Source organism: Pseudomonas sp. CHM02 (assembly GCF_000612585.1).
In the GTDB taxonomy this organism is placed as follows: Bacteria; Pseudomonadota; Gammaproteobacteria; order Pseudomonadales; family Pseudomonadaceae; genus Aquipseudomonas.
Genome location: NZ_JFCA01000015.1, coordinates 97398 through 120738 on the forward strand (window position 1 = coordinate 97398; position 23341 = coordinate 120738).

Consider the following 23341-nt stretch of genomic DNA (forward strand, 5'->3'; position numbering starts at 1 on the left):
TTACGCCTTCTAGCCGAGTGACCGCGCCGTTCATGAATACCCTCGCCCAACTCAAGGCCGGCCAATTGGCCGGCATCACGCGCCTGGACCTGTCCTGCGGGCTGACCGAATTCCCGCGGGAAATCTTCGAACTGGCCGACTCCCTGGAGATCCTCAACCTCAGTGGCAACGCCCTGCGCAGCCTGCCGGACGACTTGCACCGCCTGCCGCACCTGCGCGTGCTGTTCTGCTCGGACAACGTGTTTACCGAACTGCCGGCCAGCCTGGGCCAGTGCACCAAGCTGAGCATGATCGGCTTCAAGGCCAACCAGATCAGCCATGTGCCCGCCGCCGCCCTGCCGCCGCTGTTGCGCTGGCTGATCCTGACCGATAACCGCATCAGCCAATTACCGAGCGAATTGGGCGAAAGGCCACTGCTGCAGAAGCTGATGCTGGCCGGCAACCAACTGGCGCAACTGCCGCAAAGCCTGGCCAACTGCCATAACCTCGAATTGCTCCGCATCGCCTCCAACCGCTTCACCCGCTTGCCGGAGTGGCTGCTGGCACTGCCCAGCCTGACGTGGCTGGCCTATGCCGGCAACCCGGTGGAAATGGCCGTGAATGTGGCGGGCGACGACGCCACACCTGACATTCCCTGGTCCGAGCTGGAACTGGCCGAAGTCCTCGGCGAAGGCGCTTCCGGCGTGATCCGCAAAGCGCTGTGGAAACCGTCAGGCAATCCTGTCGCCGTCAAGCTCTATAAAGGCAGCATCACCAGCGACGGCTCACCGCTGCACGAAATGCAGGCCTGCATTGCCGCTGGACGGCACCCCAACCTGATCAAGGTAGAGGGCCGCGTCGTCGGCCACCCTGACAACCAGGCTGCGCTGGTGATGGACCTGATCGACCCGAGCTACCGCAACCTCGCGGCCCTGCCGAGCCTGGCTTCGTGTACCCGCGACATCTATGAAACGGGCGCTCGCTTCAGTCTGGAAGTGGCACTGCGCATTGCACGCGGGATCGCGTCGGTGGGCGCGCACCTGCACCGGCACGGCATCACCCATGGCGACCTGTACGGCCACAATATCCTGTGGAATGAAGCGGGAGACTGCCTGTTGGGGGACTTTGGCGCGGCGTCGTTCCATGCCATGGCGGACACGGTGGAAACCAGGGCGTTGCAGCGGATTGAAGTGCGGGCGTTCGGGGTGTTGCTGGGGGAGTTGTTGGAGCGGGTTGAGGACCAGGCGAGTGATGGACTGGTCGCGCTGCAAAAAAGCTGCTGTCAGCCCGATGTGTTGGCGCGGCCGGGGTTCGACGAAATCGAAACCTTGCTGGGTTCTATCCACCACTAAACCAATGTGGGAGCGGTGAGGGGGCTGGTTCCCCCGACGGCTTCACTGAGGATCCAGTGGGGCCGCTTCGCAGCCCAGCGCAGGGCAAGCCTGCTCACCACAACAAGCTTGCTCATCACAGCAAGCCTGCTCACTACAGCAGGCCTGCTCATCACAACAAGCCCGGCCACCACAGCAGGCCTGCTCATCACAGCAAGCCCGCCCACCACGGCAAGCCTGCTCCCACATGTTTACCGTGTTTTAGCCCGCCAGACCGACGAACATATCCTGCACGTCATCATGGTTGTCCAGGCCTTCGAGGAAGGCTTCGACTTCCGCCATTTGCTCATCGCTCAAACCGCTCACCGGGTTCTTCGAGATATAGCCCAGCTTGGCCGACAGTACGGTGAAACCCTGCTCCGGCAAGGCTTTCTGTACGGCGTCGAGGTCGGTGATCTCGGTGATGAACAGGGTGGAGCCCTCTTCTTCGCCGTCTTCGAAATCCTGGGCGCCCGCTTCAATGGCGGCCATTTCCGGATCGGCGTCCGGGCTGTCCGGCGAGGCTTCGATCAGGCCTACGTGGTTGAAATCCCAAGCTACGGAGCCCGAAGCACCCAATTGGCCCTTGCGGAAGGCCACGCGGATTTCCGCCACGGTACGGTTGATGTTGTCGGTCACGCACTCGACGATCAACGGCACCTGGTGCGGGGCGAACCCTTCATAGGTCACGCGGTGGTATTGCACGGTTTCGCCGAGCAGACCGGCACCTTTCTTGATGGCGCGGTCCAGGGTTTCCTTGGGCATCGAGGCCTTTTTGGCCTGCTCCACCACCAGACGCAGGTGAGCGTTGGTCGCGGTGTCGGCACCGTTGCGGGCAGCGATGGTGATTTCTTTCACCAGCTTGCCGAAGATCTTGCCCTTGGCATTGGCTGCCGCTTCTTTATGTTTGACTTTCCACTGTGCGCCCATGACTCACTCTCTTCTATCCATCGCGCCGAGACGTCTACTGGCCGGCGCTTTGGGGGCAGAGTTTATAGGGCAAAAACGCAACGTTCCACCAAAAAACCGTCAGGGTGCCAACTCGAAAAACGCCTGAATCAGGCGCAATGAGCGGCGCCTCTCCATGCAGCCGAGCATGTGCCGGTTGACCAGCCCGTCGCCTAGCAAGCCGACCGCCTGCACCCGTGGGTCCGGGCTGACCTCCATGGACGACACCACGCCAACCCCCAACTCGGCGGCGACGGCCTCGGTCACCGCCTCGCGACTGTCCAGCTCCAGCAATACATTGGGCTGCACACCGGCGGCCAGGCAGGCGTCATCAAAGGTGCGCCGGGTAATGGAGTTGGGCTCACGCAACACCATGATCACCTCGTGCAGTTGCGCCAGGCGAATGCCCTCGGGCTGCCGGGCCCAGGGATGGCCCCTGGGCACCAACGCGCAGATCCGCGACTCGTTCAACGGCTGCAGGTGCAAGCCATTGCGCGGTTCCACTTCGGTGAGTACCGCCACGTCCGCATGCTCGGACAACAGCGCCGCCAGGGTTTCCTGGGCATTGCCCAGGCGCAGGTTGACGGTGACCCCGGGGTAGCGTGCCCGCAGGCTGGCGATCATCGGCATCACAAGGTGCGGTCCGTCGGCCGCCACTTCCAGGCGTCCGGTGAGCAATTGACGGTTGGCCTCCAGCATCGTCTGGGCTTCATCGACCAGGCCGAAGATCGCCCGCGTGATCGCCGCTAGGCGTGTGCCCTCCTCGGTCAGTTCGACACGCCGTGCGGTACGGCGCAGCAATGGGGTCTGGTAATGCTCTTCAAGGGCCTTGATGTGCCCGGTCACCGCCGGCTGGCTGATAAACAGCCGCGCCGCGGCACGGGTAAAACTGCCCTCGCGGGCCACGGCATCGAATGCACGCAGTTGGAACAGATTCATAGCTATCGGCCTCGCTGATAGCTTGCATAACAACAAACAATTTGATTGATGACAAGCCAAACTGCAATTTAGGCGCCGTAGTGTGAATCGACGGCTTTACGAGGATTTGAAATGACCGCGCCGCTCCTGCTCACCCCCGGCCCGCTGACCACCTCTGCCCGCACCCGCCAGGCGATGCTGGTGGACTGGGGTTCCTGGGACGACCGTTTCAACCAGCTCACCGCCAGCGTGTGCGAGCAATTGCTGGCGATCATCGACGGCGCCGGCAGCCACCACTGCGTGCCGTTACAAGGCAGCGGCACCTTCGCCGTCGAAGCCGCCATTGGCACCCTGGTCCCGCGTGACGGCAAGGTGCTGGTGCTGATCAACGGCGCCTACGGCAAGCGCCTGGCCAGGATCTGCGAAGTGCTCGGCCGCGATTTCAGCACGTTTGAAACCGCCGAAGACGAACCCACCACCGCCACCGATGTCGATCGCCTGCTGCACGCCGACCCGGCGATCACCCACGTCGCATTGATCCACTGCGAAACCAGCACTGGCATTCTCAACCCACTCCCGGCAATCGCCCAAGTCGTCAAGACCCACGGCAAACGCCTGATCATCGACGCCATGAGCTCCTTCGGCGCGCTACCGATCGACGCCCGCGAAGTGCCATTCGACGCACTGATCGCCGCCTCCGGCAAATGCCTGGAAGGCGTGCCGGGCATGGGCTTCGTCTTCGCCGACAGACAGGCGCTGGCCGCCGCCCAGGGCAACTGCCACTCCTTGGCGATGGACCTGTTCGACCAGCACAGCTACATGACCAGGACCGGCCAATGGCGCTTCACGCCGCCGACCCATGTGGTCGCCGCCCTGCATGAAGCGCTGCTGCAGTACCAGGAAGAAGGCGGTCTGCCCGCGCGGCATGAACGCTACGCCAGCAACTGCCAGGCGCTGCTCGACGGCATGGCCGAACTGGGTCTGCGCAGCTTCCTGCCGGTCGACATCCAGGCGCCGATCATCGTGACCTTCCATGCACCACAAGACCCGCGCTACCGGTTCAAGGACTTCTACGAACGGGTCAAGGCCAAGGGTTTCATTTTGTATCCCGGCAAACTGACCCAGGTGGAGACGTTCCGCGTGGGTTGCATCGGCCATGTCGACGCGGCGGGGATGCGAGCAGCGGTCAAGGCGATCGCCGAGGTGCTGCAGGAAATGGAAGTGCTCGAGATTTGACCCCCATTCAGGAGCCGGGCTGCCGGCACCTACAGCCCCATTTGCCCCACAGGATTCGTCACCATGAACTATCAAAACCCCAACACCCTCCAGGCCGTTATTCTCGATTGGGCCGGCACCGTGGTCGACTTCGGCTCGTTTGCTCCCACGCAGATCTTTGTCGAGGCGTTCGCCGAGTTCGACGTGCAAGTCTCCATCGACGAAGCCCGTGGCCCGATGGGCATGGGCAAGTGGGACCATATCCGCACCCTCTGCGACCAACCACAGGTTGCCGAACGCTACCGCAAGGCCTTCGGCCGCACGCCCACCGACGATGACGTGACCGCTATCTATCAGCGCTTCATGCCGTTGCAGATCGAGAAGATCGCCGAACACTCGGCCCTGATTCCCGGCGCCCTCGACACCATCGCCCGACTGCGCGTGCAAGGCATCAAGATCGGCTCCTGCTCCGGCTACCCCAAGCAAGTGATGGACAAAGTGGTCGCCCTGGCCGCCACCAACGGCTACATCGCCGACCACGTGGTGGCCACGGACGAAGTACCCAACGGTCGCCCATGGCCAGCCCAGGCGCTGGCCAACGTGATCGCGCTGAGCATCGATGACGTGGCTGCGTGCGTGAAGGTTGACGATACCGTGCCCGGCATCCTCGAAGGTCGCCGAGCCGGGATGTGGACGGTGGCCCTGACCTGTTCGGGCAATGCCTTGGGCCTGACGCATGAGCAGTTCCGAGCACTGGACAGCAGCACCCTCGACGGTGAGCGCAAACGCGTCGAGAAGATGTTCGAAGGCTCGCGCCCGCACTACATGATCGACACTATCAACGAACTGCCGGCGGTCATTGCCGACATCAACCGGCGCCTGGCCAAAGGCGAAATGCCCCAAGGCAACTGATCCCGTTGAATGTCGACCTGCATCAAGCCCTCACCTCGGTCAGCGAGGTGAGGCCTGGCGCCTGTCAGATCAGTTGTATCGCTGGGATATCGACGGCGTTTCTCCCGTCTACGACATAGGTTGGTCTGCTGCAGCAATCCACGGAGCCGCCGTGCCCAAACTGCACCCCCGAAGAGGCCCCCATCACCACACCCGTCCCGCGAGACTCATACAACGCCTGCCAGTTGGTGCGCCGAGCATAAGCCTCTAAACCCAAGCGTTTGAAACCATTGCCAACGTCCTTTCCTTCCTCAACGAAATCCAGCGCCTGATCAAAGCTTTCATGGCCCCTTTCGAGTTGTACACGCTTGATACTGGCGGCATTCATGAAGTTGATGTCCTTGGCCATTTCCGGGTCCTGGTCTTTGGGGGACCAGATCTTTGATCTTTTTTGTGCCCGGTCGATCTCATGCGCAGACAGTGTCAACTTGAACCCATCACGCATGACAACTTGATAGCCTGCCTCGCTATTCTTAATAGACGAATAAATACCTCGGGGATTTTGACCATATTTCATCATGGCCGCCTTTATTGAAGATTCGTTGTCGGTCTTCCTGTTATTCCGATTGAACTCGAGCCATACGTTTTTCGGCCGCTCACCAACTTTCATAGATGAGAGATGAGGAAACTGCGGTGTCACCGCTTCAACTTCATGAACAGGCGTAACAGGCGTCTCAGGTCGCCGCGTATTCGAAGCGTCTGCTTTTTCATTGACGACCTCTGCGTAGCCGACCAATCGCTTAAGCACCTGAAGGAGTGAAGACAGGCCCAGCAGCAAGGTCGCCAGTTCGCTTCTGGAGAACGCAGAGGCGCTCAACAAGGGACTCGACGACGCGGCACTCACCGTGTGTCCAACACCCTGCCTGGAGTTGTCAGGGACCGCTGCTGGTTGCATTGTCGAGCGGGTCACGCCAAGGGGTTCAAGACAAACCGATGAACAGCGAACAGTATTAGAACCTGACAAATAACCATTGACCATATAACTTTCCTTACTCAATAGATGGGTATCACCTGACACGGTGACCCGGCAAATCCTGCCAGCGAGCCCTAAGGCATAACAACCGCACAACTAAAACAAAGTACGTCAATAAAAAACCGAAAACACCTCTGCGGAGACATTATGCCGTTCGTCACCAGGCTTATTTGACAGCCCCATGAAAAGACAGAAACTTCATCAAACTTTTTGACAACAAATAAAATATATAAACCGTGATACTCAAGCGCAAAGCCGTCACCGAATCCAGACATTCCGTCAAGGCAAAATGACAGCCCCCCTCAACGGGCAACGTTTACCGCGGTGGATAAAAGACCACGACAATGGCCCCGACGCCGGGCAATTGCGCTGAAACCGGCATACAGTTAAATCACTCCGTCGCCAAAGAACGGAGGTTCGCCCTGATGAGTGAGGAACCCAGCGATGCCGTGGAAAAACTCCGATACGCGCTACAGCACTATGTCGATCGCGTTGCACTGGTTGATGGTGGTGCTGCTGGCGGTGGTCTATGCCTGCATTGAGCTACGCGGCCAGTTTCCCAAAGGCAGCGGTGCGCGAACGTTGATCGTCGAGATGCACTTCATGTTTGGCCTCACCGTGTTTGTACTGGTATGGCTGCGCCTGTTCGCGCGCAGCCTGGGAGTGGCACCGAAGATCGTCCCCGCCCCGCCGCAATGGCAAAGCCTGCTGGCAACCCTGATGCACGTCGCGCTATACGCACTGATGATCGGCATGCCGATTGCCGGTTGGCTGATTGTCAGTGCCGAGGGGCATTCGGTGATGTTCTATGGCATGGAGTTGCCGCCGCTGATCGGTGAGGACAAGGCATTGGCCAAGCAGATCGAAGGCTGGCATGTGTGGTTCGGCAAGGTCGGTTATTGGCTGATCGGGCTGCATGCGCTGGCGGGGATTGCCCACCATTACATTCTTCGGGACAACACCGCGTTGCGCATGATGCCAGGCAGACCCCGCTCTGCTGACTGACACCACTGCAGGCGCGAGCAAGAACTCGACGTTCCCCTCACGCCGACAGAAGGCCTCGGCGGCCTTGCAGCCCACCGGTGTGGATAAAGATCAGGCGAGTGCCGGGGGCAAAGCGCCCGGCTTCGATCTGTACCTTCAAGGCCAGTAACGCCTTGCCGGTGTAGAGCGGCTCCAAGGGCAACCCGCACGCCTGTTCGGTTGCTTCGATAAACTCGAGCAGCAACGGATCAACCTTGGCAAAACCACCCCGGCTGGCATCCAGCAACTTATAGCCGCCCTGCACGATAGCCTCGACGTTCTGCGCCACACCATGGTCATCCGGCACGGCCATGGCGCCGTACACCGGGTGTGCCCCCGCCTCTGCCAGCACCAACCCCGCCACTGTGGTGCCGGTGCCCGCCGCCAGCCACCAGGCGTCGTAATCAGCCCAGCCCAGTGCATGCAACTGCGCGCGAGCCTGCTCGACCAGCACACCACAACCTATTGCACCGGCTAGCCCACCACCGCCTTCGGGCACGGGATGGAGATGGGGATACCGCTCGCGCCAAGGTTGCCAAAAGCCCGGCTCATGTCGCGCACGATAGCCGCCATACCCCAACCAATGCAGCTGCATACCGAAGGCTTTCAGGTCGTGGAGGGTGGCGTTATCTTGAGGGTCGCCGCGCACCAAGCCGACAGTGGGGAAACCGAAGCGTTTCCCCGCCGCCGCCAACGCGTGCAGATGGTTGGAGTAAGCACCGCCCAGGCTGATGATGCCGCGAGCGGTGTGCGCCTGCGCCAAGTGCCCGCTGAGCTTGAACCACTTGTTGCCACTGATCAGCGGGTCGATGCGATCCAGGCGCAGTACGGCCAACTCGACGCCTTTCAGCCAGTCCAGCTGCAAGGGTTCAAGCGGAGCGTGGGGAAGCCAATCGAAGGGACCCATCGGGAAGGATCTGCATGAAAAACGGGGCGGTAGTCTAACACCGCCCCGTGCGGGGGCTTACAGCTCTGCAGCCAGACGCGAGCCTTGGTTGATGGCGCGCTTGGCATCCAGTTCGGCCGCCACATCGGCGCCGCCGATCAGGTGCACGTTCTGGCCAGCCGCGACCAGGCCGTCCTGCAATTCTCGCAATGGGTCCTGACCGGCGCAGATGATGATGTTGTCCACCGCCAGCACCTGAGGCTCACCCTCGGCGCCAATGCGGATGTGCAGGCCTTCATCGTCGATCTTCAGATACTCGACGCTGTTGAGCATCTGCACGCGCTTGTTCTTCAAGCCAGTACGGTGGATCCAGCCGGTGGTCTTGCCCAGGCCGTCGCCGACCTTGGAAGTCTTGCGTTGCAGCAGGAACACTTCCCGCGCCGGCGCATGGGGTTGAGGCTTGATCCCGGCAACACCGCCACGGGCTTGCAGGTGGGTGTCGATGCCCCACTCTTTCCAGAACGCTTCGCGGTCGAGGCTGGTGGATACGCCCTGATGCACAAGGAATTCCGAGACGTCGAAACCGATACCCCCCGCGCCGATCACAGCGACGCGCTTGCCCACCGGCTTGCGCTCAAGGATCACGTCCAGGTAGCTCAATACCTTGGCGTTGTCGATCCCCGGGATCGCCGGGGTGCGCGGCGCGATGCCGGTCGCCAGGATGATCTCGTCATAGCCACCCGCCGCCAGTTGCGCCACGTCCACACGGGTATTGAGGCACAGCTCCACGTGGGTGGTCTGCAGCTTGCGCTTGAAGTAGCGCAGGGTTTCGAAAAACTCCTCTTTGCCCGGCACACGCTTGGCAATGTTGAACTGCCCACCGATTTCGCTGGCGGAGTCGAACAACGTCACCTGATGGCCGCGCTCAGCCGCCACCGTCGCCGCCGCCAGACCGGCAGGGCCCGCACCGACCACGGCAACCTTCTTGATCTGCTTGACCGGCAGGTAGTTGAGCTCCGTCTCGTAGCACGCCCGTGGGTTGACCAGGCAGGTGGTCAGCTTGCCGCCAAAGGTGTGGTCCAGGCACGCCTGGTTGCAGCCAATGCAGGTGTTGATTTCATCGGCGCGGCCGGCGGCGGCCTTGTTGACGAACTCAGGGTCGGCCAGGAAGGGGCGCGCCATGGACACCATATCGGCATCGCCCTCGGCAAGAATCTGCTCGGCGATTTCCGGCGTGTTGATACGGTTGGTGGTGATCAGCGGAATCTGCACTGCACCGCGCAACTTGGCGGTGACTTTGCTGAACGCGCCACGTGGCACCTTGGTGGCGATGGTCGGGATGCGGGCTTCGTGCCAGCCGATCCCAGTGTTGATGAGGGTCGCACCGGCGCCTTCGATCGCCTTGGCCAACTGCACGATTTCTTCCCAGGTGCTGCCACCTTCCACCAGGTCGAGCATCGACAGGCGGAAGATAATAATGAAATTCGGGCCCACGGCTTCACGCACGCGGCGCACGATTTCCACTGCCAAGCGCATGCGGTTTTCGTAACTGCCACCCCAACGGTCGGTGCGATGGTTGGTGTGGGCCGCGAGGAATTGGTTAATGAAGTAGCCTTCGGACCCCATGATTTCCACGCCGTCATACTCGGCGACCTGGGCCAGCAACGAGCAGGTGACGAAATCCTGGATCTGCTTTTCGATGCCCTCTTCGTCCAGCTCCTTGGGCTTGAACGGGTTGATCGGCGCCTGGATCGCGCTGGGTGCGACTTGCTTGGGGCTGTAGGCATAACGGCCGGCATGAAGAATCTGCATGCAGATCTTGCCGCCCGCCTCGTGCACGGCCTGGGTCACGATCTTGTGCTTCTGCGCTTCGGCTTCGGTGGTCAGCTTGGCCGCGCCGGAATACACGCCGCCTTCATCATTCGGACCAATACCACCGGTCACCATCAAGCCAACGCCGCCACGGGCACGCTCGGCAAAGTAAGCCGCCATGCGCTCGAAACCACCGGGCTTTTCTTCCAGGCCGGTGTGCATCGACCCCATCAGGGTACGGTTGCGCAAGGTGGTAAAACCCAGGTCCAACGGGGCCAGCAGGTGCGGGTAGGCAACAGCGGTCATGGTCAAGCTCCACAACGGATCATCACGGGACGTGACACGCTCGAACGGCGTGCCATCGGTTTATGTCCCACAGACTAAGAGGCAGTGGACGACGGCTCAATGACTGAAACTGACAACTTATTGATCCAAATGCACAGCGCCCCTTGGCAAGCCCGCCCATGGGCCCTACCCTAGTCGCGAACCCTGCACACGGTCTGTTGTCTGTTCCCCCATGCGTAAACTCCTAGCTTTTACCGTCACCATGGCCCTGGTTGCCGCCGTCGCCGCGTATCTGGTCTGGACCCAGGAGCGCCCCGTGGCGCATTACCTGTCGGACCTGCGCATCACCCTCGCCGTCAACGAAGGCCTGCCTGCCGACCGTGGCAACTTGCTGGGCATCCAGCCAGAGCTGTTTCCCGCCGACTATCAGAGCCTGGAACGCCTGCACCTGAAGCTCGCGGCCTACCTGCAAAAAGCCCGCGACCAGGGGCTGATCAACGACAAGACCATCGTGGTGCTGCCCGAACATATCGGCACCTGGCTGATGCTCACCGGCGAAAAGAACGAGGTGTACCAGGCGCTCCACGTCAAGGATGCGATGAACTGGCTGTCGGTGAGCAACCCGCTGCTGTTCGCCCGCGCCTGGATCAGCGCCACGGGCGACAACCGCACCGACGACGCCTACCTGCGCATGAAGGCCTCCGGCATGGCGCGGGATTACCAAGTGTTATTTGGCGGCCTGGCCAAGGAGTTCGGCGTCACGCTGGTGGCCGGCTCCATCACCCTGCCCAACCCGAGCGTCAGCCAGGGGCAACTGCAGGTCGGCCACGGCGCGCTGTACAACGCCAGCCTGGTGTTCAGCGCCGACGGTTTGCCCATGGGCCAGCCGCAGCGCCAGCTTTACCCGATCTACGATGAACGCGGCTTTATCCAGCCCGGTGATGAAAACGTCGTCAGCGTGGTCGACACCCCGGCCGGGCGCCTGGGTGTGCTGGTCGGCAGCGACAGCTGGTACCCGGACAACTACCGCAAACTCAATGAACAAGGCGCGCAGTTGATCGCGGTGCCGGCCTTTGTGCTCGGTCGTGATACCTGGGACCGCCCTTGGCGCGGTTTCAAAAGCGTCTCTACTCCGAGCGAAATCAGCCTCAAGCCCGAAGAGCTCAGCGAGGGCGAAGCCTGGCGCCGCCTCACGCTGATCAGCCAGCCACCCGTCAGCCAGGCCAGCGCGGGCATGAGCGTGTTCCTGCGTGGGCAGTTCTGGGACCTGGGCACAGCCGGGCATAGCTTCCTCAGCAGCAATGGGCAAGTCAGCGCCGATGGTGAAGCCCGTGGCGCGCGCCTGTTGAATATCTGGCTGTGAAACCGGTACGGCTGGGGGACCTCTCGGTGGGCTTCGTGCACACCCTGGCCGATGCCATCCACAGCCACGGCCTGGACCCGCAACCGCTGCTGCTGCAATACGGACTCGACCCGGCGCGCCTCGCCGAGGCGGGGGCACGCTTGTCGATCCCGCGCTACATGCGCCTGGGCCACGCCGCCATCCAACTCACCGGCGACCCGGGCCTGGGCCTGCGCATGGGCCAGCTCAGCCGCTTGAGCCAGGCCGGGCTGGCTGGCGTCACCGCCGCCCAGGCCCCTAACGTACGCGAGGCGGCGCGCACGCTGACCCGCTTCGAAGCGCTTTATGGCTCCAATTATCGCGGGCAGTCGAGCTTCGTCGAGGATGCCGAAGGCGCCTGGCTGCGTTTCTATTCCATCAGCCCCTATAACGCCTACAACCGCTTTGTGGTGGACTCGATCATCGCCGGCTGGCTGCATCAACTGTCAAGCCTGGCCCAGCAACCGGTGCAAGCGCAGCGCATCGAAATCGAATTTGAAGCGCCGGACTACAGCGAAGACTACGAAGCGCTTGGAGACATTCACTTCGGTGCGGACGCCAATCAACTGCGCCTCAACCAGCAAACCCTGGCCCTGCGCAATCCGCAGCACTGCCCGAGCACCTGGCAATGGCTCTTGCAACTGTGTGAAAGGGAGTTGGAGCAGCTCACCCGCACCCGCAGCCTGCGCGAGCGCATTACCCGCTTGCTGGGGCCGATGCTCAATGGCGGCCGGGAACCCGACCTGGAAGAAGTGGCGGCACGCCTGAAGCTGCCAACCTGGACGCTGCGCCGCAAACTGGCCGAAGAAGGCACTCAGTTCCGCGCGATTCTCAACGATACCCGCCGCGACCTGGCCATGACTTACATTCGCGACACGGAACTGGCGTTCGGCGAGATCGCCTACTTGCTCGGTTTTGCCTCGGCCCAAGCCTTTCAAAGGGCCTTCAGGCGATGGAACAACCAGACCCCAGGGGAATTTCGCCGCAGTCAGCGGCATTCCGCCTGAAGTCGGTCTTACAGCTCTGTTGCATCGTCTGCCGGTTCCAGCGGGTCCAACTCAATCGCGTGGTACTCGAGCAGTTCTTCCTGGTAATCGTCCATGGTGGACTCCTTGTTGGCGTTAAAAGCGGCTGCTGATAAATGACCTGCACAGCCAGCCTAAAGTGCCGTCATGACGAAAAAATGTCTGCGCGATGACGTTCCTGCACTCAAGGATTAAACGTAGCAGCGTTGCCAGGATTTAGCACACCCCGCGCGCGCTCCCCACAACCTGCAGGAGCCGGCTTGCCGGCGAAGCGATGGTCGGCCGACTCATCAATAACTGAACAACCGTCATCGCCGTTGAAAGCCTTGGGGGAGGAAGACGTGTGAGAACGTCGGGGAAGCGACCAGCCGCTAAGGGATCAGCGTCGACAAGGCGACCCCGTAGCGGACTGAGTCACTGCGCAGGCGTCGGCAGGGGCGGAATCGCTTCTGTCGGCGGTGGCAGGTCCGGGTTGCTGGTTGGCGGTGCCGGCTCTGCCTGCGGCGCAATCGGCGCAGCCTCGGCAGGTGGTGTGACAGGTTCGGAAACGGCCGGCTGCGCAACGGCAGGCTCTTCCTTCGGCGGCTCGACCTTCTCGGCAACCGGTGCGGCTTTAGGTTCCGGCACGCCCAGTTCGGCCTTCGGCTGCTCGGGAATATGCTCGGCCTTCCTCACTTCCTGCGGCAAGAACACATCCACCAGCGCAAAGTAACGCTCGTAGAACTTCGGCGCCGAAACGGTCTCGCTTGCCACCTTCACCATCGAATCATCGGTAGAGCCGATCGGCATCGACACCGAACCCAGCACCCCAACCCCCAGGCTTGCGGAGTTGTTGACCTTCTTCAGCGCGTAGCGATCCTGCAGGGCGTTGGCGAACATCGTCGAATGGTTGGTGCCTTTGCCATCATCGGCACACACCACGTTGAAGCTGATCTGCAGGTGGGTCTCGCCGGTCTGCTGGAAGCTCTTGTTGCCCACGACCAGTTTCGGATCGCTGCTGGTGATGATGTAGCCCTGGCTCAGCAGGGCGCGCCGCGCGGCTTCGCACGCCGCGACATCGGTCACCGGGTAATCCCGGGAAAACGTACCGGAGTCGTCGAAATTCTCATGTTCGTAAATAGCGGTCTTGGGTGACGAGCAGCCCGCGGCGCCCGCCAACACAAGCGCCAGCCCGAGGCTACGCAAGTGAAATGATGTCGACATTGAAAATCCTGAGGAAAACGGTCTGGGCGGTATTGTGCAACAGAAAGAGGCCTTGGCGCGCGCATTCCTGTCGGTAAAACGTCACAAGCCTACACAGCGGTGCCCACACGAAAAAGCCCCCGGTCTTTTCAGGCCGGGGGCTTCTTGTTCAAACCGACATCAGTACTTCTTGATGTCAGCCTTGGTTTCCAGCTGCTTGCGGTAGGCCGCGAAGTCTTGCTGACCCACACGGGAGGCGAGGAAGCGGCGGTATTGCGCCTTTTCTTCGTCCGTTGGGGCAGCGGCTTCGTTGACGCCGTTCAAGCGCACGATCACCAGGCTACCGTCAGCCAGGGTCACCGTGGTGAAGGTCGGCTTGTCCTTGGCCGCAGGCTTGGGCATGCGGAACAGGGCTTGCAGCACGGCCGGGTCAATCGTTTCCTGGCTACGGGTAGCCGCTTCAGTGACCTTCCATGCCTGGCCGTCGACCGCCTGGTTCAACGGGGTCTTGCCATCGCGCAGGCTGGCGATCAACTCGTCAGCGTGAGCCTTGGCTGCCGCGCTGGCGCGCTCCTTGGCCATCTGCGTGCGAATCGCCGCTGCAACGCTTTCCAGCGGCAGTTGCGAAGGCTTCAGGTGCTCTTTGGCACGCAGCACGATGATGGTTTCCGGGTCCAGCTCGATGGCGGTGCTATTGGCGCCCTCATCCAGCACTTCCGGGCTGAACGCAGCGGTGACCACGGCACGGTTGGCCGCAACACCTTCGCCACCTTCACGGCCAAACGGCGCGGAGGTGTGCACGGTCAGCTTCAGGTCGGACGCTGGCTGGGCCAGGTCGGAGGCTTCGAATGCCGCATCTTCCAATTGCTTGGTCGCTTCGACAAAACGCTGCTCGACCTGCTGGGTCTTGAGCTCTTTGGTCAGCTTGTCTTTCAGGCTGGCAAACGTCGGCACTTGCGGTGCTTCAACGCCCAACAGCTTGATCAGGTGCCAACCGAAGGTGCTGCGTACCGGCGCCGAGACCTGGTCCTTGTTCAACGCATACAAGGCGGCTTCGAAGTCCGGGTCGTAGACGCCAGGGCCGGCGAAGCCCAGGTCGCCACCACTGTTGGCCGAACCGGGATCCTGGGAGAACTCCTTGGCCAGGGCTTCGAACTTCTCACCCTTGGCCAGGCGTGCCTGGATTTCTTCGATCTTGGCCTTGGCTTGCGCGTCGGTGACCTTGTCGTTGACTTCAATCAGGATGTGCGCCGCACGACGCTGTTCAGCGAGGTTGGCGGTTTCTTTCTGATAGGCAGCCTGCAGTTCTTCGTCCTTCACGGCAACCTGGTCGAAGAAGGAAGACTTCTTCAGCTCCAGGTAGTCGATGACCACTTGATCAGGGGTCATGAACTCTTTGGCGTGCTGGTCGTAGTAAGCCTTGACCTCATCGTCGGTGAGTTTCACCGCGGCAGGGTTGGCCTTGATGTTGACGGTGGCGAAGTCGCGGGTCTGTTTTTCCAGGCGGGCGAATGCCAGCACTTCGGCGTCGGTGACGAAACCGCTGCCAGCGATACCTGCGCGAACCTGGCCGATCAGCATTTCCTGGGTCAGCATCTGACGGAATTGCATACGGCTGTAGCCCAGCTGACGGATCACCTGGTCAAAGCGTTCGGCGCTGAACTTGCCGTCCACCTGGAATTCCGGCGTCTGCAGGATCACCTGGTCCAGCGCAGCTTCAGAGAAGCCAAACTTGGAATCGGCGGCGCCTTGCAGCAGCAGCTTGCGATCGATCAGGCCCTTGAGGGCCGCTTCGCGCAGCAGTTTTTCGTCCAGCAGGGAGGCATCGAAATCCTTGCCCAGCTGTTGCATCAACTGGCGACGTTGCATGTCGACGGCCTGGCTCAATTCGGTCTGGGTGATTTCTTCACCGTTGACCTTGGCCACGTCCTGCTTACTGTTACCCGAAGCCTGGAAAATGGCTTCGATACCGGTGAACGCCATCAATGCGACGATGATCCCGATAATGGTCTTGGCAATCCAGCCTTGTGAATTGTCCCTGATATTTTGCAGCATGCGTCCCCCAGAAACGGTTGAACTTCAAAAATAGGCAACCGTGGAGCGTGGGTAGAGTCCGGATAGAAGAAAGGCGCATCCGAGGATGCGCCTTCTCGTAACTGGCGGAGCGGACGGGGGTTTGAACCCACACCCCCGGCGTGGCGACCCGATGGATACGTGGGTCAGCTGCCGCTCCGCTGCCAGGTCGAACCTGCGTTCGACCCGGGTAGGTAAAGGCTTGATCGAAGCTTAGTTAACGGCTTCTTTCAGGGCTTTACCGGCTTTGAAACCTGGTTTCTTGGCAGCAGCGATTTGCAGTGCTTTGCCAGTCTGTGGGTTACGGCCAGTGCGAGCTGGGCGGTCAGTCACAGAGAAAGTACCGAAGCCTACCAGTACCACGGAGTCGCCGGCCTTCAGAGCGCCAGTGACGGATTCGATTACTGCATCCAGCGCACGGCCAGCAGCAGCTTTCGGGATATCAGCGGATGCAGCGATAGCATCAATCAGTTCCGACTTGTTCACTCTAAGTCCCCTTATATATCTATTGAGTATGATTCTAAGTTTTTTGGTGAAAGCAAAAACCAGTGCTGAATGGCCTACAGACACTTAAGAGCCGCTTTATAACAAGGGCTCTAAAAAGCTGTCAAGGAAGCCACCAGGCTTTAACGCATTAATGCGTGCTAATTCTTTCCTTGGAATCAGACTCGCGTTTTTCGTCCTTTGCAACTATCTCCGGAGCCACATCCGGCAAGGGCTCCGGCGCGTATTGCAGCGCAATTTGCAGGACCTCGTCAATCCATTTAACCGGTTTAATCTGAAGATCCTGCTTGATATTGTCGGGAATTTCCTTCAAGTCGCGAACATTCTCTTCTGGAATGATCACGGTCTTGATACCCCCCCGGTGTGCCGCGAGCAATTTCTCTTTCAGACCACCGATGGCCAATACCTGGCCACGCAGGGTGATTTCCCCGGTCATGGCCACATCGGCGCGTACCGGAATGCCGGTCAATGCCGAAACCAGGGCCGTGCACATGCCTACGCCAGCGCTAGGGCCGTCTTTCGGGGTCGCCCCTTCCGGCATGTGGATGTGGGTGTCGTGCTTCTCGTGGAAGTCCAGGGGGATCCCCAGGCTTCTGGCGCGGCTACGCACGACGGTCTGCGCGGCAGTGATGGATTCGACCATCACGTCCCCCAGGGAACCGGTCTTGATCAGCTGGCCCTTGCCCGGGATCACCGCCGCTTCGATAGTCAGCAATTCGCCGCCCACCTGGGTCCACGCCAGGCCAGTCACCTGCCCTACCTGATCCTGCTGTTCGGCCAGGCCGTAGCGGAATTTCTTCACGCCCAGGAAGTGCTCCAAGGAGTCGGCGGTGACCTTCACCGAGAAGCGTTTTTCCAGTGCATGTTCCTTGACCGCCTTACGGCAGATCTTCGCGATCTGGCGCTCCAGGCCCCGCACACCGGCCTCGCGGGTGTAGTAACGCACGATGTCGCGGATCGTCTCGACCTCGAACTCGATCTCGCCCTTCTTGAGGCCGTTGGCCGAAACTTGCTTGGGCGCGAGGTATTTGACGGCGATGTTGATCTTCTCGTCTTCGGTGTAACCCGGCAGACGAATCACCTCCATCCGGTCCAGCAACGCTGGTGGAATATTCATGGAGTTGGAGGTGCACAGGAACATTACATCGGACAGGTCGTAGTCGACTTCCAGGTAATGGTCGTTGAAATTGTGGTTCTGTTCGGGGTCGAGCACTTCCAGCAAAGCCGATGCCGGATCGCCACGCATGTCGCTGCCCATCTTGTCGATTTCATCGAGCAGGAACAGCGGGTTGCGCACGCCCACCTTTGTCATCTTTTGAATCAATCTTCCTGGCATCGAACCGATGTAAGTACGGCGATGACCACGGATTTCCGCTTCATCGCGTACACCACCGAGGGCCATGCGCACGAATTTACGGTTGGTGGCATTGGCAATCGACTCGGCCAGCGAGGTTTTACCCACACCAGGCGGGCCCACCAGGCACAACACCGGACCCCGAATCTTCTTCACGCGCTTCTGCACGGCGAGGTATTCGAGGATGCGTTCCTTGACTTCTTCAAGGCCGTAGTGGTCGGCGTCGAGAATGTCTTCAGCGCGCGCCAGGTCCAGGCGCACTTTGGTCTGGGCCTTCCACGGTACCTGCACCAGCCAGTCGATGTAGGAACGCACCACGGTGGCTTCGGCCGACATCGGCGACATCTGCTTGAGCTTGTTCAGCTCGGCGGTGGCTTTGGCCAGGGCGTCTTTCGGCAGGCCAGCGGCATCGATGCGCTTTTTCAGCTCCTCGATTTCGTTGTGGCCTTCCTCGCTGTCGCCGAGCTCCTTCTGAATGGCCTTCATCTGCTCATTCAGGTAGTACTCGCGCTGGCTGCGCTCCATTTGTTTCTTCACGCGACCACGGATGCGCTTCTCGACCTGCAACAGGTCGATTTCGGCGTCCAGCAGCGCCAGCACATGTTCAACACGGGCCGACAGGTCGATGATTTCGAGGATGTCTTGCTTCTGCTCGATTTTCAGCGCCATGTGTGCGGCCATGGTGTCGACCAGGCGGCTTGGCTCATCGATGCTGTTGAGGGAAGACAGGACTTCAGCCGGGACTTTCTTGCCCAACTGCACATACTGCTCGAATTGCGAGAGCAGGCTGCGTACAAACACTTCGGACTCGCGCTCAGGGGCTTCGACTTCGTCGATCAACGCCACTTCGGCGCGCAGGTGGCCGTCCACCTCCATGAAGCGCTCGACCGCGCCGCGCTGCTCGCCTTCCACCAGCACCTTGACGGTGCCATCGGGCAGCTTGAGCAATTGCAGCACGGTAGCAATGGTACCGACGCGATACAGGGCCTCTTCGCCTGGATCATCATCAGCAGGATTCTTCTGGGCCAACAGCAGGATCTGCTTGTCGCCCGTCATCGCGGCCTCGAGGGCTTCGATAGACTTCTCGCGCCCCACGAACAGCGGGATAACCATGTGCGGATAGACGACGACATCACGCAACGGCAGGAGAGGCAATTCGATGGTTGTCTTCATGATTTCGCCTCTATGACAGTTGAAAAGTAAGCTTGAAACCAAGATGGGGGCTGCATGCAAAAAAAACAAGCTTATTGCCAGCAGTTAAACGCAGTAAACGCTCCGGCGTAGAAAACGCCGCAAAAACAAAGGGGCCCCTGGAGGCCCCTTTGTTTATACCGACACTGCGAAACGCTTACGCGTCTGGCGCAGCCTTGGCAGCCGGCTCACTGTTTTCGTAGATATACAGTGGCTTGGACTTACCTTCTATAACGCTTTCATCGATCACCACTTTACTCACCTCGGACTGCGAGGGAATCTCGTACATGGTGTCGAGCAATACGCCTTCAAGAATCGAACGCAGGCCACGTGCACCCGTCTTGCGCTCCAGTGCACGCTTGGCCACTGATTTGAGAGCATCGGTACGGAACTCAAGGTCTACGCCTTCCATCTCGAACAACTTGGCATATTGCTTGGTCAGGGCGTTTTTCGGCTCGGTGAGGATCTGAATCAGAGCCGCCTCATCCAGTTCGTCCAACGTCGCGAGGACCGGCAGACGGCCAACGAATTCAGGGATCAGACCGAACTTGACCAAATCGTCAGGTTCGACTTCACGCAGGGACTCGCCCACCTTCTTGCCTTCTTCCTTGCTGCGCACTTCTGCACTGAAACCAATGCCACCACGGGTGGAACGCTGCTGGATCACTTTTTCCAGGCCCGAGAACGCACCGCCACAGATGAACAGGATGTTACGCGTATCAACCTGAAGGAATTCCTGCTGCGGGTGCTTGCGGCCGCCTTGTGGCGGTACGGAAGCAACCGTGCCTTCGATCAGTTTCAACAGGGCCTGCTGCACGCCTTCACCGGAAACGTCCCGGGTGATCGACGGGTTGTCCGACTTGCGCGAGATCTTGTCGATTTCATCGATGTAGACGATACCCATCTGGGCCTTCTCTACGTCGTAGTCGCACTTCTGCAGCAGTTTCTGAATGATGTTCTCGACGTCTTCACCCACGTAGCCAGCCTCGGTAAGGGTGGTGGCGTCGGCGATAGTGAACGGAACGTTCAGCAGGCGAGCGAGGGTTTCTGCAAGCAGGGTCTTACCCGAGCCCGTAGGACCAATCAGCAAGATGTTGCTCTTGCCGAGTTCAACTTCGTCACCTTTCTTGTCACGCTGGTTCAAGCGCTTGTAGTGGTTGTACACCGCTACGGCCAGAACCTTCTTTGCACGCTCTTGACCAATCACATACTGGTCAAGGATGCCGCTGATTTCTTTAGGCGAAGGCAATTTATGCGCGCTGCTTTCGGCCTGGGCTTCCTGCACCTCCTCACGGATGATGTCATTGCACAGGTCGACGCATTCGTCGCAGATAAACACCGAGGGGCCGGCAATCAATTTGCGTACTTCATGCTGGCTTTTGCCACAGAAGGAGCAATAGAGCAGCTTGCCGTTGTCCTCGCCGTTGCGGGTGTCAGTCATTCGTTCGATCCAAATCCGATAGGCTTGCAACACAAGATGAAGGCTTATGCGGGCTTTTTCAAGCCCGCCAGTGGTCGGACATGCCGACCAGCCCTATTTTGAGCGGCTTATATTAAGCGGGACGCTGGGTGATCACTTCATCGATCAGGCCATATGCCTTCGCCGCTTCGGCACTCATGAAGTTGTCGCGGTTGGTATCGCGCTCGATTTCTTCCAGGGTGCGCCCGCTGTGCTTGGCCATCAGCGTGTTGAGACGCTCACGAATAAACAGGATTTCCTTGGCGTGGATTTCGATGTCCGACGCCTGGCCCTGGAAACCGCCCAACGGCTGGTGAATCATCACGCGCGAGTTAGGCAGGCAGAAACGCTTGCCCTCGGCACCTGCGGTCAACAGGAACGCGCCCATGCTGCAGGCCTGGCCGATGCAAGTGGTCGATACGTTCGGCTTGATGAACTGCATGGTGTCGTAGATCGACATGCCTGCAGTCACCGAACCGCCTGGGGAGTTGATGTAGAGATGGATGTCCTTGTCCGGGTTTTCCGCTTCAAGGAACAGCAGCTGCGCACAGATCAGGTTGGCCATGTAGTCCTCTACCGGACCCACCAGAAAGATCACTCGCTCCTTGAGCAGGCGCGAGTAGATGTCGTAGGCGCGTTCGCCACGAGCGGACTGCTCGACAACCATCGGGACCAGGCCGCCAGCGGCCTGGATATCAGAGTTCTGCTGAATATAGGAATTACGGAACATGCTCTGCAGTTACTCCCAAATAGTCATGTCTTGAAAACGCATAAGCCAGCGCGAGGCTGGCTTATGGTTGTATTTCCAACGAGTTGGACAATCAGTCGGCTTGTGCTGCTTCCGCCGGTTTGACTGCTTCTTCGTAAGAGACCGCTTTATCGGTCACCTTAGCCTTCTGCAGAACAGTATCCACAACTTGTTCTTCCAGCACAACCGAACGTACTTCGTTCAGTTGCTGGTCGTTCTTGTAGTACCAAGCCACGACCTGCTCAGGCTCCTGGTAGGCCGAAGCCATTTCCTGGATCATTTCGCGAACGCGGTCTTCGTCAGGCTTGAGGTCGAACTGCTTGACCACTTCAGCGACGATCAGGCCCAGCACAACGCGACGCTTGGCTTGCTCTTCGAACAGCTCGGCCGGCAGTTGGTCAGGCTTGATATTGCCGCCAAACTGCTGGACAGCTTGTACGCGCAGGCGATCCACTTCGTTGGACAGCAGGGCCTTAGGCACTTCGATCGGGTTGGCAGCCAGCAGACCGTCCATGACCTGGTTCTTGACCTTGGACTTGATGGCCTGACGCAGCTCGCGCTCCATGTTCTTGCGAACTTCGGTGCGGAAGCCTTCGATACCGGTTTCCTTGATACCGAATTGAGCGAAGAACTCTTCGTTCAGCTCTGGCAGCTTAGGCTCGGACACGCTGTTGACGGTCACGGTGAACTCGGCGGTTTTGCCAGCCAGGTCCAGGTTCTGGTAGTCAGCTGGGAAAGTCAGGTTCAGAACGCGCTCTTCGCCGGCTTTGGCGCCAACCAGGCCGTCTTCGAAACCAGGGATCATGCGGTTGGAACCCAACACCAGCTGAGTACCCTTCGCGGAGCCGCCAGCGAATGCCTCGCCGTCAACCTTGCCAACGAAATCGATGTTCAGTTGGTCTTCGTTCTGGGCGGCACGGTCGGCCACTTCGAAACGGGTGTTCTGCTTGCGCAGGATTTCCAGCATGTTGTCCAGGTCCGAATCAGCCACTTCGGCGCTCAGGCGCTCGATGGCGATACCGTCGAAACCGGCCACTTCAAACTCAGGGAACACTTCGAATACGGCAACGTATTCCAGGTCCTTGCCTGCTTCCAGGGACTTAGGCTCGATCGACGGCGAACCAGCCGGGTTCAGCTTTTGCTCGACCACTGCTTCGTAGAAGGAAGCCTGGATCACGTCACCTACAGCTTCCTGGCGCGCATCGGCACCAAAACGGCGCTTGATTTCGCTCATTGGCACTTTGCCTGGACGGAAACCAGCGATCTTGGCCTTTTGGGCAGTCTGCTGCAGACGCTTGTTGACCGCAGTCTCGATACGCTCAGCCGGCACGGTGATGCTCAGGCGGCGCTCAAGAGCAGTAGTATTTTCAACAGAAACTTGCATGGATATTCCTCGTTGCACAGACGTTAGCCGGCCATTTCCGACCCCAATCAAGGGCATGCATTCTAGTGGGTCAAACTCAAGAAGTCACCCTACTGGAAATACGCCCGAAAACAGCCGGCAATTTATCGGTACGAAGGCACTGATGTACCCCGCCCCGGTGACAAATACAGCCCATCACGCCAGGGCTCTGCGCCGCCCCTTCTATATATAGAAGAAGTCGTCATCCATCTCCCTGACGGCCAACCCTTACACAGGGCCGGCAGGCAGTGCGGCATCATCGAGATACATAAATACGACGAAACGCACTGCCGGTGCGACCCAGTACCTGCAGCCGCGGAATATTCGAACCGCTGAAACCAAAAAAGGCGCCAGACTGTTAAATCTGGCGCCTTTCGAATATGGGGTGGACGAAGGGGATCGAACCCTCGACAACGGGAGTCACAATCCCGTGCTCTACCAACTGAGCTACGCCCACCATATTGCGTTAACAAAGAAACCAAACCACTTCTTTGTTGAGCCCTACCCCATCTTTCAACGGGACCAAGCCTTGTTTGGTGCGGATGAAGAGACTCGAACTCTTACGCCTCGCGGCGCTGGAACCTAAATCCAGTGTGTCTACCAATTCCACCACATCCGCGCTTGAAGCTCTTAAAGCAAAGGCGCCAGACGATTAATCTGGC

At 59.9% G+C, this 23341-nt stretch carries 18 protein-coding genes and 2 tRNA genes; 6 read left to right on the top strand and 14 right to left on the bottom strand.

Features of this window, described 5'->3' with window-relative positions; translation table 11 throughout:
• Nucleotides 1-32 precede the first annotated feature (32 nt).
• Nucleotides 33-1331, top strand: a complete 1299-nt coding sequence (locus BM70_RS0110515; RefSeq protein ID WP_043274206.1) for a protein kinase — start codon at nucleotides 33-35, stop codon at nucleotides 1329-1331.
• Between the two features lie 240 nt (nucleotides 1332-1571).
• Here BM70_RS0110515 and BM70_RS0110520 read toward each other — a convergent pair whose 3' ends face one another.
• On the bottom strand, nucleotides 1572-2279 hold the full coding sequence (locus BM70_RS0110520) for a YebC/PmpR family DNA-binding transcriptional regulator (RefSeq protein WP_025855980.1): 708 nt from the start codon (nucleotides 2277-2279) through the stop codon (nucleotides 1572-1574).
• Between the two features lie 99 nt (nucleotides 2280-2378).
• Nucleotides 2379-3236: a LysR substrate-binding domain-containing protein gene (locus tag BM70_RS0110525; protein WP_025855981.1), complete on the bottom strand. Its 858-nt coding sequence runs from the start codon at nucleotides 3234-3236 to the stop codon at nucleotides 2379-2381.
• 111 nt (nucleotides 3237-3347) lie between these two features.
• Between BM70_RS0110525 and BM70_RS0110530 the strand changes: the two genes are divergently transcribed.
• Together BM70_RS0110530 and phnX are read left to right on the top strand one after the other, a co-directional pair.
• Nucleotides 3348-4451, top strand: coding sequence for a 2-aminoethylphosphonate--pyruvate transaminase (locus tag BM70_RS0110530; protein WP_025855982.1), 1104 nt, complete (start codon nucleotides 3348-3350; stop codon nucleotides 4449-4451).
• A gap of 63 nt (nucleotides 4452-4514) precedes the next feature.
• Complete coding sequence (gene phnX / locus BM70_RS0110535; protein ID WP_025855983.1) at nucleotides 4515-5342, top strand: phosphonoacetaldehyde hydrolase; 828 nt, start codon at nucleotides 4515-4517, stop codon at nucleotides 5340-5342.
• A gap of 64 nt (nucleotides 5343-5406) precedes the next feature.
• Here the strand turns inward: phnX and BM70_RS31840 are convergent, their stop codons facing one another.
• A complete protein-coding gene (locus BM70_RS31840; protein ID WP_155952147.1) occupies nucleotides 5407-6360 on the bottom strand; it encodes a hypothetical protein in 954 nt (317 codons plus the stop codon).
• 438 nt (nucleotides 6361-6798) lie between these two features.
• Here BM70_RS31840 and BM70_RS0110545 point away from each other — a divergent pair, with 438 nt between their 5' ends.
• Nucleotides 6799-7359, top strand: coding sequence for a cytochrome b (locus BM70_RS0110545; protein WP_025855985.1), 561 nt, complete (start codon nucleotides 6799-6801; stop codon nucleotides 7357-7359).
• Between the two features lie 37 nt (nucleotides 7360-7396).
• Here the strand turns inward: BM70_RS0110545 and BM70_RS0110550 are convergent, their stop codons facing one another.
• Together BM70_RS0110550 and BM70_RS0110555 are read right to left on the bottom strand one after the other, a co-directional pair.
• Nucleotides 7397-8284 carry a 1-aminocyclopropane-1-carboxylate deaminase/D-cysteine desulfhydrase gene (locus BM70_RS0110550; RefSeq protein WP_025855986.1) on the bottom strand — a complete coding sequence of 296 codons (888 nt, stop codon included), beginning with the start codon at nucleotides 8282-8284 and terminating at the stop codon, nucleotides 7397-7399.
• A 57-nt stretch (nucleotides 8285-8341) separates the two neighbouring features.
• Nucleotides 8342-10381, bottom strand: coding sequence for an NADPH-dependent 2,4-dienoyl-CoA reductase (locus BM70_RS0110555; protein WP_025855987.1), 2040 nt, complete (start codon nucleotides 10379-10381; stop codon nucleotides 8342-8344).
• Nucleotides 10382-10592: 211 nt separating this feature from the next.
• On the opposite strand from BM70_RS0110555, the gene BM70_RS0110560 reads away from it, so the two are divergent.
• Both BM70_RS0110560 and BM70_RS0110565 read left to right on the top strand, forming a co-directional pair.
• Nucleotides 10593-11723, top strand: a complete 1131-nt coding sequence (locus BM70_RS0110560) for a carbon-nitrogen hydrolase family protein (protein ID WP_025855988.1) — start codon at nucleotides 10593-10595, stop codon at nucleotides 11721-11723.
• Nucleotides 11720-12748, top strand: coding sequence for an AraC family transcriptional regulator (locus BM70_RS0110565; RefSeq protein WP_025855989.1), 1029 nt, complete (start codon nucleotides 11720-11722; stop codon nucleotides 12746-12748). The genes BM70_RS0110560 and BM70_RS0110565 overlap by 4 nt, the downstream gene beginning before the upstream one ends.
• Nucleotides 12749-13180: 432 nt before the next feature.
• On the opposite strand, the gene BM70_RS0110575 is transcribed toward BM70_RS0110565, so the two are convergent.
• From BM70_RS0110575 to BM70_RS0110615, 9 genes are all read right to left on the bottom strand, one after another.
• Nucleotides 13181-13969 (bottom strand): DUF2242 domain-containing protein, encoded by a 789-nt coding sequence (locus BM70_RS0110575; RefSeq protein ID WP_025855990.1) that lies wholly within the window; start codon nucleotides 13967-13969, stop codon nucleotides 13181-13183.
• Nucleotides 13970-14128: 159 nt separating this feature from the next.
• The gene (locus tag BM70_RS0110580) at nucleotides 14129-16003 is read right to left on the bottom strand and encodes a SurA N-terminal domain-containing protein (protein ID WP_025855991.1); all 1875 of its coding nucleotides are present in this window, start codon (nucleotides 16001-16003) and stop codon (nucleotides 14129-14131) included.
• Between the two features lie 231 nt (nucleotides 16004-16234).
• On the bottom strand, nucleotides 16235-16507 hold the full coding sequence (locus BM70_RS0110585) for an HU family DNA-binding protein (RefSeq protein ID WP_003174819.1): 273 nt from the start codon (nucleotides 16505-16507) through the stop codon (nucleotides 16235-16237).
• A gap of 148 nt (nucleotides 16508-16655) precedes the next feature.
• The gene (gene lon, locus BM70_RS0110590) at nucleotides 16656-19052 is read right to left on the bottom strand and encodes an endopeptidase La (protein WP_025855992.1); all 2397 of its coding nucleotides are present in this window, start codon (nucleotides 19050-19052) and stop codon (nucleotides 16656-16658) included.
• 175 nt (nucleotides 19053-19227) lie between these two features.
• Complete coding sequence (clpX, locus tag BM70_RS0110595; protein ID WP_010209414.1) at nucleotides 19228-20511, bottom strand: ATP-dependent Clp protease ATP-binding subunit ClpX; 1284 nt, start codon at nucleotides 20509-20511, stop codon at nucleotides 19228-19230.
• Between the two features lie 112 nt (nucleotides 20512-20623).
• Entirely contained in the window at nucleotides 20624-21259 is a 636-nt protein-coding gene (gene clpP, locus BM70_RS0110600; protein WP_017129550.1) for an ATP-dependent Clp endopeptidase proteolytic subunit ClpP, read from the bottom strand.
• A 91-nt stretch (nucleotides 21260-21350) separates the two neighbouring features.
• Complete coding sequence (tig, locus tag BM70_RS0110605) at nucleotides 21351-22661, bottom strand: trigger factor (protein ID WP_025855993.1); 1311 nt, start codon at nucleotides 22659-22661, stop codon at nucleotides 21351-21353.
• A gap of 399 nt (nucleotides 22662-23060) precedes the next feature.
• Nucleotides 23061-23136 (bottom strand) — tRNA-His (locus BM70_RS0110610).
• Between the two features lie 77 nt (nucleotides 23137-23213).
• Nucleotides 23214-23298 (bottom strand) — tRNA-Leu (locus tag BM70_RS0110615).
• Between the last annotated feature and the right edge of the window lie 43 nt (nucleotides 23299-23341).

Excerpts from the sequence above, each read along its gene's own strand:
- BM70_RS0110515 (WP_043274206.1), top strand. The coding sequence starts at position 33 with ATGAATACCCTCGCCCAACTCAAGGCCGGCCAATTGGCCGGCATCACG.
- BM70_RS0110520 (WP_025855980.1), bottom strand. The coding sequence starts at position 2,279 with ATGGGCGCACAGTGGAAAGTCAAACATAAAGAAGCGGCAGCCAATGCC.
- BM70_RS0110525 (WP_025855981.1), bottom strand. The coding sequence starts at position 3,236 with ATGAATCTGTTCCAACTGCGTGCATTCGATGCCGTGGCCCGCGAGGGC.
- BM70_RS0110530 (WP_025855982.1), top strand. The coding sequence starts at position 3,348 with ATGACCGCGCCGCTCCTGCTCACCCCCGGCCCGCTGACCACCTCTGCC.
- phnX (WP_025855983.1), top strand. The coding sequence starts at position 4,515 with ATGAACTATCAAAACCCCAACACCCTCCAGGCCGTTATTCTCGATTGG.
- BM70_RS31840 (WP_155952147.1), bottom strand. The coding sequence starts at position 6,360 with ATGGTCAATGGTTATTTGTCAGGTTCTAATACTGTTCGCTGTTCATCG.
- BM70_RS0110545 (WP_025855985.1), top strand. The coding sequence starts at position 6,799 with ATGCCGTGGAAAAACTCCGATACGCGCTACAGCACTATGTCGATCGCG.
- BM70_RS0110550 (WP_025855986.1), bottom strand. The coding sequence starts at position 8,284 with ATGGGTCCCTTCGATTGGCTTCCCCACGCTCCGCTTGAACCCTTGCAG.
- BM70_RS0110555 (WP_025855987.1), bottom strand. The coding sequence starts at position 10,381 with ATGACCGCTGTTGCCTACCCGCACCTGCTGGCCCCGTTGGACCTGGGT.
- BM70_RS0110560 (WP_025855988.1), top strand. The coding sequence starts at position 10,593 with ATGCGTAAACTCCTAGCTTTTACCGTCACCATGGCCCTGGTTGCCGCC.
- BM70_RS0110575 (WP_025855990.1), bottom strand. The coding sequence starts at position 13,969 with ATGTCGACATCATTTCACTTGCGTAGCCTCGGGCTGGCGCTTGTGTTG.
- BM70_RS0110580 (WP_025855991.1), bottom strand. The coding sequence starts at position 16,003 with ATGCTGCAAAATATCAGGGACAATTCACAAGGCTGGATTGCCAAGACC.
- lon (WP_025855992.1), bottom strand. The coding sequence starts at position 19,052 with ATGAAGACAACCATCGAATTGCCTCTCCTGCCGTTGCGTGATGTCGTC.
- clpX (WP_010209414.1), bottom strand. The coding sequence starts at position 20,511 with ATGACTGACACCCGCAACGGCGAGGACAACGGCAAGCTGCTCTATTGC.
- clpP (WP_017129550.1), bottom strand. The coding sequence starts at position 21,259 with ATGTTCCGTAATTCCTATATTCAGCAGAACTCTGATATCCAGGCCGCT.
- tig (WP_025855993.1), bottom strand. The coding sequence starts at position 22,661 with ATGCAAGTTTCTGTTGAAAATACTACTGCTCTTGAGCGCCGCCTGAGC.